The sequence below is a fragment of the Microcoleus sp. w2-18bC1 genome (genome assembly GCF_036700365.1).
GTDB lineage: Bacteria > Cyanobacteriota > Cyanobacteriia > Cyanobacteriales > Microcoleaceae > Microcoleus.
The window spans coordinates 1-6,046 of sequence record NZ_JAUBOS010000120.1; the positions used below are offsets into that span (position 1 = coordinate 1).

The 6,046-nt window shown below is 44.0% G+C and carries 7 protein-coding genes; 3 read left to right on the plus strand and 4 right to left on the minus strand.

Annotated features, from left to right (window positions below; all coding sequences use genetic code 11):
• Positions 1 to 60: 60 nt before the first annotated feature.
• The 3 genes from QT979_RS28205 to QT979_RS28215 are packed head-to-tail and all read right to left on the minus strand — an operon-like array spanning position 61 to position 2,063.
• Positions 61 to 1,311, minus strand: coding sequence for a pentapeptide repeat-containing protein (locus tag QT979_RS28205; RefSeq protein WP_333312320.1), 1,251 nt, complete (start codon positions 1,309 to 1,311; stop codon positions 61 to 63).
• 58 nt (positions 1,312 to 1,369) lie between these two features.
• Complete coding sequence (locus QT979_RS28210; protein ID WP_333212003.1) at positions 1,370 to 1,732, minus strand: transcriptional regulator; 363 nt, start codon at positions 1,730 to 1,732, stop codon at positions 1,370 to 1,372.
• Complete coding sequence (locus QT979_RS28215; protein ID WP_333312321.1) at positions 1,716 to 2,063, minus strand: type II toxin-antitoxin system RelE/ParE family toxin; 348 nt, start codon at positions 2,061 to 2,063, stop codon at positions 1,716 to 1,718. The genes QT979_RS28210 and QT979_RS28215 overlap by 17 nt, the downstream gene beginning before the upstream one ends.
• A 272-nt stretch (positions 2,064 to 2,335) precedes the next feature.
• Between QT979_RS28215 and typA the strand changes: the two genes are divergently transcribed.
• From typA to QT979_RS28230, 3 genes are all read left to right on the plus strand, one after another.
• The gene (gene typA, locus QT979_RS28220; protein WP_333312322.1) at positions 2,336 to 4,126 is read left to right on the plus strand and encodes a translational GTPase TypA; all 1,791 of its coding nucleotides are present in this window, start codon (positions 2,336 to 2,338) and stop codon (positions 4,124 to 4,126) included.
• A 110-nt stretch (positions 4,127 to 4,236) separates the two neighbouring features.
• Positions 4,237 to 4,458, plus strand: a complete 222-nt coding sequence (locus QT979_RS28225; RefSeq protein ID WP_333312323.1) for a hypothetical protein — start codon at positions 4,237 to 4,239, stop codon at positions 4,456 to 4,458.
• On the plus strand, positions 4,458 to 4,724 hold the full coding sequence (locus QT979_RS28230) for a Txe/YoeB family addiction module toxin (protein ID WP_333312324.1): 267 nt from the start codon (positions 4,458 to 4,460) through the stop codon (positions 4,722 to 4,724). The genes QT979_RS28225 and QT979_RS28230 overlap by 1 nt, the downstream gene beginning before the upstream one ends.
• 56 nt (positions 4,725 to 4,780) lie before the next feature.
• Here the strand turns inward: QT979_RS28230 and QT979_RS28235 are convergent, their stop codons facing one another.
• Positions 4,781 to 5,944 (minus strand): tetratricopeptide repeat protein, encoded by a 1,164-nt coding sequence (locus tag QT979_RS28235; RefSeq protein WP_333312325.1) that lies wholly within the window; start codon positions 5,942 to 5,944, stop codon positions 4,781 to 4,783.
• Positions 5,945 to 6,046 lie beyond the last annotated feature (102 nt).

Here is a 6,046-nt window from a genome sequence, read left to right on the forward strand (position 1 = left end):
TTATATTTAACTCGGCTTGAAGATATCGATCGCTCTTATTCTTGATGTGCGATCGATTATTCAGCAAGCCCTATATAAATTAGCCTGATCGAGGTTGGCATTGACTAAGTTTACCTGATTCAGATTAGCACTGGATAAATCAGCCTTAGAAAGGTTGACACTGCCTAGTTTAGATTCGCTAAAATTTGTGCTAGACAAATAGCCCTCCCTCATATCTGCTCCATTAAGAATTGCCCCGCTGAGGTTGAGCCTCTGCCAATTAACACCCCTTAAATTAGCTTTTTTCAAATTAGCTTTACTCAGGTTGACATCAGAAGCTAGGTGTTTACCTGTTAGATTAGCACCCGCTAAATTAATCCCTGTAAAATCCCTTTCTCCCTCACTGTAACGCTGCCAAAAATCCTCAACACTAACAACAGGTTCTCGACATTCCTCAGACTCATCATCCAAATCCTCACCGCTATCCTCTAAAGCAATATCTCCAGCATCCGCCGCCAATCCTTCCAAATAATCTGCTCTATCCAAGTAATCCGAACTCGCTACAAACCGCCTTTCTATCTCCTCCTCATTTAATACTTCGCTGCTGTCAAATCGCTGAATTAATTGCTTGACAATTTGGCAGTCATTCGTGCGAATTCCCACTTCTTTTTCTGCACTTTGGTCGCTGTTAGTCAGCAAATTATGACTGCCCAACATGGCAAAACTAGAATCACATACTAAAAAGTTTTCGTGAGTTCCCAATAAAGAGAGACAAAATTTATCGGGATATTCGCTGGCTAATTCTTGCAAATCTGCTAAAGCATTGTAGCGCCATCCCTTGCCGATTTTTTGCCTGTCTCCCAGATAACCCCAGCCAATATTTATCAAACATCCTCGGTTCAAACACTCTCTAATTTTTTGCAGCAATTCATCATTAATGCTGTTACAATTGAGCCAAGGGCAAACAATAATCAGCCGCTCTTGAGCTAGTGATAAAGCTTCCATCAATACAGCACGACTGTTAGGACGATCGCATACTAACTGATACTGAAAGTCTGACTTTGGCTTTTCGGTCTCGGTGTCAAGCTCGATGAGCTGCTCAGCAATGACCGACATATCGCCATTTCCCAAATCACACGGCTGTTGCAGGAGCGCAATTTCAGCAGTCAAACTTTCTAGCATTCGCGGTTCAGGGCGATCGTTAAATCTCTGTTCCTGTGCCTCTAACTGCCTCTTAAGTTTGGCTAGATATTTTTTCAGAATAACTTGCTCTTCTTCAAGCTGCAATACTCTCGTGGCTATTGATACTAAATCTAGTTCGGTTTCTGACATAGTGCTACCCTCAAATCAAAAAAACTTAAAAAGCCATGTTTGGGAAGTTAGCGCCTCATCAAATATTACCAACTTCCGCCAATTCAGCAGCACTAACAGAATCTTTCTCTTCCCCTTTATCCCCTTCATCAACCACAACAGATAACTTCAATCCCAGAGCCTTCAGCCAACTTGCCAAAGCATAAATTCTCGCACTTCCTTCTCCCGACAACAAAAGATCTAATTTTTCCAAATGCAATTTAGCATCCTCTGCAGACATATTTGGTTCGCCAAGAGCCTCAAATACATTGCGAAGTGCGAGTTCCAGCAAACCAGGTTCAGGCTCTTCGTCTTGCAAATGCGCTGTTAGATAAGCCGCAGCGTGTATTTTATCCTTGAGCGCTTCTATCAGATAGGCCTGGTAACTATCGCTCGTTGGCATTTTCGCGTTCTCCATATTCTTTCCAATACTCCTTAGCTTTGCGGATATCTTGTTCTTGAGTGCTTTTATCCCTACCGCAGAGAAGAAGAACTATTGTTGACCCCAATTGTCCGAAGTACACGCGATACCCCGGCCCAAAATCAATTTTTAATTCGCAGACTCCTTCCCCAACAGACTTGCTGTTTCCTAAATTCCCTAAGCGAACTCGGTCAAGCCTTTGCTCAATTTTAACTACCGCATTCAAATCTCGCAGGGAACTAAGCCACTCTGCGAAAGGATTTTTACCGTCTGGGGTAATATAACGTCTAATTTCCCTCGGTTGTACTTCCATAAAGTCGATCGTACTTGCACACTCATCTTAATATCGGCGATCGCCCCGTATCCAAGCTTCTTCACCAAGGCCAACTCAAAATTGCCGATCGAAAAAAACTCTGCCGTCAGGCGTGGTGTAACGCTGAATTTCTCTCGGTTGCGCTTCCATAATCTTGATTCTAGCGACGATCGCAGTCGAATCTTACAGCCGCGCTCGATCGGCCCTTGACTTCATGCGCTACAATTATTAAGAAATCTTTAGTTAGATCCGTTTAACGTTCCAGACGCATTATGAGTCTTCCCATTCGCAACGTCGCCATCATTGCTCACGTCGATCACGGCAAAACCACCCTTGTGGACGCTCTCCTCAGACAGTCCGGGATCTTCCGCGAAGGGGAAGAAATCCCAGATTGCGTCATGGACTCCAACGACATCGAGCGCGAACGCGGCATTACCATCCTTTCCAAAAACACCTCCGTCAGGTACGGAGAAACCCTGATCAACATCGTCGATACCCCCGGACACGCGGACTTCGGCGGCGAAGTCGAACGAGTTCTCGGCATGGTTGACGGCTGTTTGCTGATCGTAGATGCCAACGAAGGCCCGATGCCGCAAACCCGGTTCGTACTCAAAAAAGCCCTAGAAAAAGGACTGCGCCCGATCGTATTTGTCAACAAGATCGATCGCGATCGAGCAGATCCCCACAAAGCAGTCGATAAAGTTTTGGATCTGTTCCTCGAACTAGGTGCTGACGACGATCAGTGCGAATTTCCCTATCTCTTCGGTTCCGGCTTAAGCGGTTACGCCAAAAAACACCTCGAAGACGAAGGGGTAGATATGAAGCCCCTGTTTGAAGAAATCCTCGACCACGTACCACCCCCCGTAGGCGACCCCAACAAGCCACTACAACTGCAAGTAACCACCTTAGATTACTCAGAATACGTCGGTCGCATTGTCATCGGCCGCATCCACAACGGCACGATTAGAATTGGTCAACAAGCAGTCTTAATCACAGAAAGCGGCGCGCTTGTCAAATCAAAAATTACCAAATTGATGGGCTTTGAAGGCCTGAAGCGGATTGATATCCCAGAATCTTCTGCTGGTAATCTTGTCGCCGTTGCTGGTTTTGCTGATGCGTATATTGGCGAGACAATTACCTGTCCCAACGACCCGCAAGCGCTACCTTTAATCAAAGTAGACGAACCAACTTTGCAGATGACTTTCTCTGTGAACGATTCGCCTTTCTGCGGTCAAGAAGGAAGTTTGGTAACATCGCGTCAAATTCGCGATCGGCTAATGCGAGAACTCCAAACCAACGTCGCCTTGCGCGTCGAAGAAACCGAATCTCCCGACAAATTCCTCGTATCCGGCCGTGGCGAACTCCACCTCGGAATCCTGATCGAAAATATGCGTCGCGAAGGATACGAATTCCAAGTATCCCAGCCCCAAGTAATCTTCCGCGAAGTCGGCGGTCGTCCCTGCGAACCCTTTGAATGTTTGGTGTTAGACGTACCCGAAGAAGCAGTCGGCGGCTGCATCGAACGCCTCGGTCAGCGGAAAGCAGAAATGCAAGATATGCACGTCAGCAGCACCGGTCGCACCCAAATCGAATTTTCAGTCCCTGCTCGCGGTTTGATTGGATTCCGAGGCGAGTTCATGCGGTTGACTCGCGGCGCTGGAATCATGAACCACAGCTTCCTCGACTATCGCCCCCTCGGTGGAGAAATTATCGCCCGTCGCAACGGAGTATTGATTTCTTTTGAAGAAGGAATTGCAACTACTTATTCACTGAAAAATGCTGAAGACCGCGGCGTATTTTTCATTACCCCCGGAACCAAGGTTTACAGAGGGATGATTATAGGAGAAAACAACCGAGATGAAGACATGGAGCTGAATATTTGCAAGTCAAAGCAGTTGACAAACCACCGCGCATCTGGCGGTGAAGAATTGGCGCAATTGCAAGCACCAGTCGATATGAGTTTGGAGCGGGCTTTGGAGTACATCGGTCAGGATGAATTGGTGGAAGTAACACCGAAATCAATTCGCTTGCGGAAGGTTTCTAAGAAGTTGGTGAAACGCTAAAACAACAAATTAAGGGCTGGCAATTTTGCTAGCCCTTAGTGTCAACTTCAAACTACTGTATTTAAAGGCAATATTAATCATTTTAACGCACTCAAAAATAGGTAAAAACGATGTCAACAGTTTATCGTTTAAAAGCCAGTGAACTAGATCGTAACTTTTTAGAACAAATTAAAGCGATTTTTGGAGATAAAGAGATTGAAATAATTGTCTCAGAATGCGATGAAACCGAATATCTTTTGAAATCGGAAGTCAATAAAAACAAACTGTTGAAAGCTATTGAAAATGTTAAAGACAGACAAAATTTAGTTGAAGTCGATTTACAGGATTTGTAATGAGTAGAAGAATTATTTTTGAATCTTCTGCTTTTGCAGATTTTAATGAATGGGCAAAATTAGACAAAAAGATTTATCGCAAAATTGTAGAATTGATTAAAGATATAGATCGATCGCCCTTTGAAGGATTGGGCAAACCTGAACCTCTGAAATACGAGTTAAGTGGTTTTTGGTCTAGGCGCATTAATAACGAACATCGTTTGGTTTACCAAGTTACGGAGGTCGAAATTGCGATCGCAGCTTGTAAGAATCATTACAGTGAATGAAGCTTTAAGCAATGTAGCGATTGCTCTTTTTATCAATTTACTAAATGCGATCGCTCTCAATCTTCTTGCTGAAGTTCTTCTATTAGATTAAGTACCTTTTGATAATTTTCTTCTTTTCCCTGCATACTATATAAGTTTTTAGCGAGGTGAAGATCCAGAGCTGCTTTTTGGTAATTTCCCAACTGACCGTAGACAAATCCTCGGTTGTAATAAGCTTCAGCAAATTTTCGTTCAAGCTTAATTGCCTGAGTGTAATCCTCAAGCGCTTTCTCTTTTTCCCCCAACCTAGAGCGAATAACCCCCATGTTGTAGAAGGTTTTTTCATTATTGGGATTCAGCCGAGCTGCCTGGGTGTAATCCTCAAGCGCTGTTTGCAGATCTTCTAGTTTCAAGAAGTAGACATCACCTCGATTATTCCAAGCAAGGGCATCATTAGGATTTAGTTCAATTGCTTGGGTAAAATCTTTCAGTGCCCCTTGCAGATTGCCCAGGCGTAAACGAGCAAAACCTCGGCCATTGTAGGCTTGAGCATAGTCAGGATTTAGTTGAATGGCTCGGGTGTTCTCTGCTCGCGCTCCTCGGTAATCACCTGAGTTATAATAAACAATAGCCAGGTTGTTGTTTATTATTGCACAATTAGGCTTGAGCAATATCGCCTCTGTGTAATCCTCAATTGCTCCCGGATCGTCCCCTAGTTCAATCCGAACAGTAGCCCGGTTATTGTAGGCATTTGCATAATCAGGATTGAGGTTAATTGCTCGATTAAAATTTTCAATAGCTCCCTCAAAATCTCTTTCCTTAGCCTTGTTTCTTCCTAGTTTCTCAAAATCCTCAGCACAGAGAGGAGAGTGCGCTTGCACTGTCTCCACCAGAGCATCAATATCACTCTCCGAGAGAGAAGGTGTAATCTCTGGCTTATTTTTAACTGAGTTAGATAACCTGTTTTTATATTCTGCTTTTTCCAGCCAAGCAAGGATACATTTGTAGTCTTTTATCTTGACACCTTCTACTTTTCCGTGAGTAAGCTGTTTGACATACATATACACAGTGTTACTTAGATCGGTTCTCAATCCTTGGTAGTCCTTCTGAAGCTTTTTAGCTATCTTCTCAGGACTACAACCACAAAGCAATCCTCGCAAATGCCGCTTTTCGACTTCTGTAAGTTCCCTTTCTTTATGCGGTGCTACTTCTCGCTTGGCATTTCCCAAGTCTGTGTACAACCTTTCTAAATCCCAGTCATTAGCAGCTAGTACAGCTCGGCGTAAATACACAGACTATTAAACAGCCAAGACTTTACCCTTATATGTCCACTTAAAAGGTTT

Coding starts and splice junctions, on each gene's coding strand:
- QT979_RS28205 (WP_333312320.1), bottom strand. CDS start 1,311: ATGTCAGAAACCGAACTAGATTTAGTATCAATAGCCACGAGAGTATTG.
- QT979_RS28210 (WP_333212003.1), bottom strand. CDS start 1,732: ATGCCAACGAGCGATAGTTACCAGGCCTATCTGATAGAAGCGCTCAAG.
- QT979_RS28215 (WP_333312321.1), bottom strand. CDS start 2,063: ATGGAAGTACAACCGAGGGAAATTAGACGTTATATTACCCCAGACGGT.
- typA (WP_333312322.1), top strand. CDS start 2,336: ATGAGTCTTCCCATTCGCAACGTCGCCATCATTGCTCACGTCGATCAC.
- QT979_RS28225 (WP_333312323.1), top strand. CDS start 4,237: ATGTCAACAGTTTATCGTTTAAAAGCCAGTGAACTAGATCGTAACTTT.
- QT979_RS28230 (WP_333312324.1), top strand. CDS start 4,458: ATGAGTAGAAGAATTATTTTTGAATCTTCTGCTTTTGCAGATTTTAAT.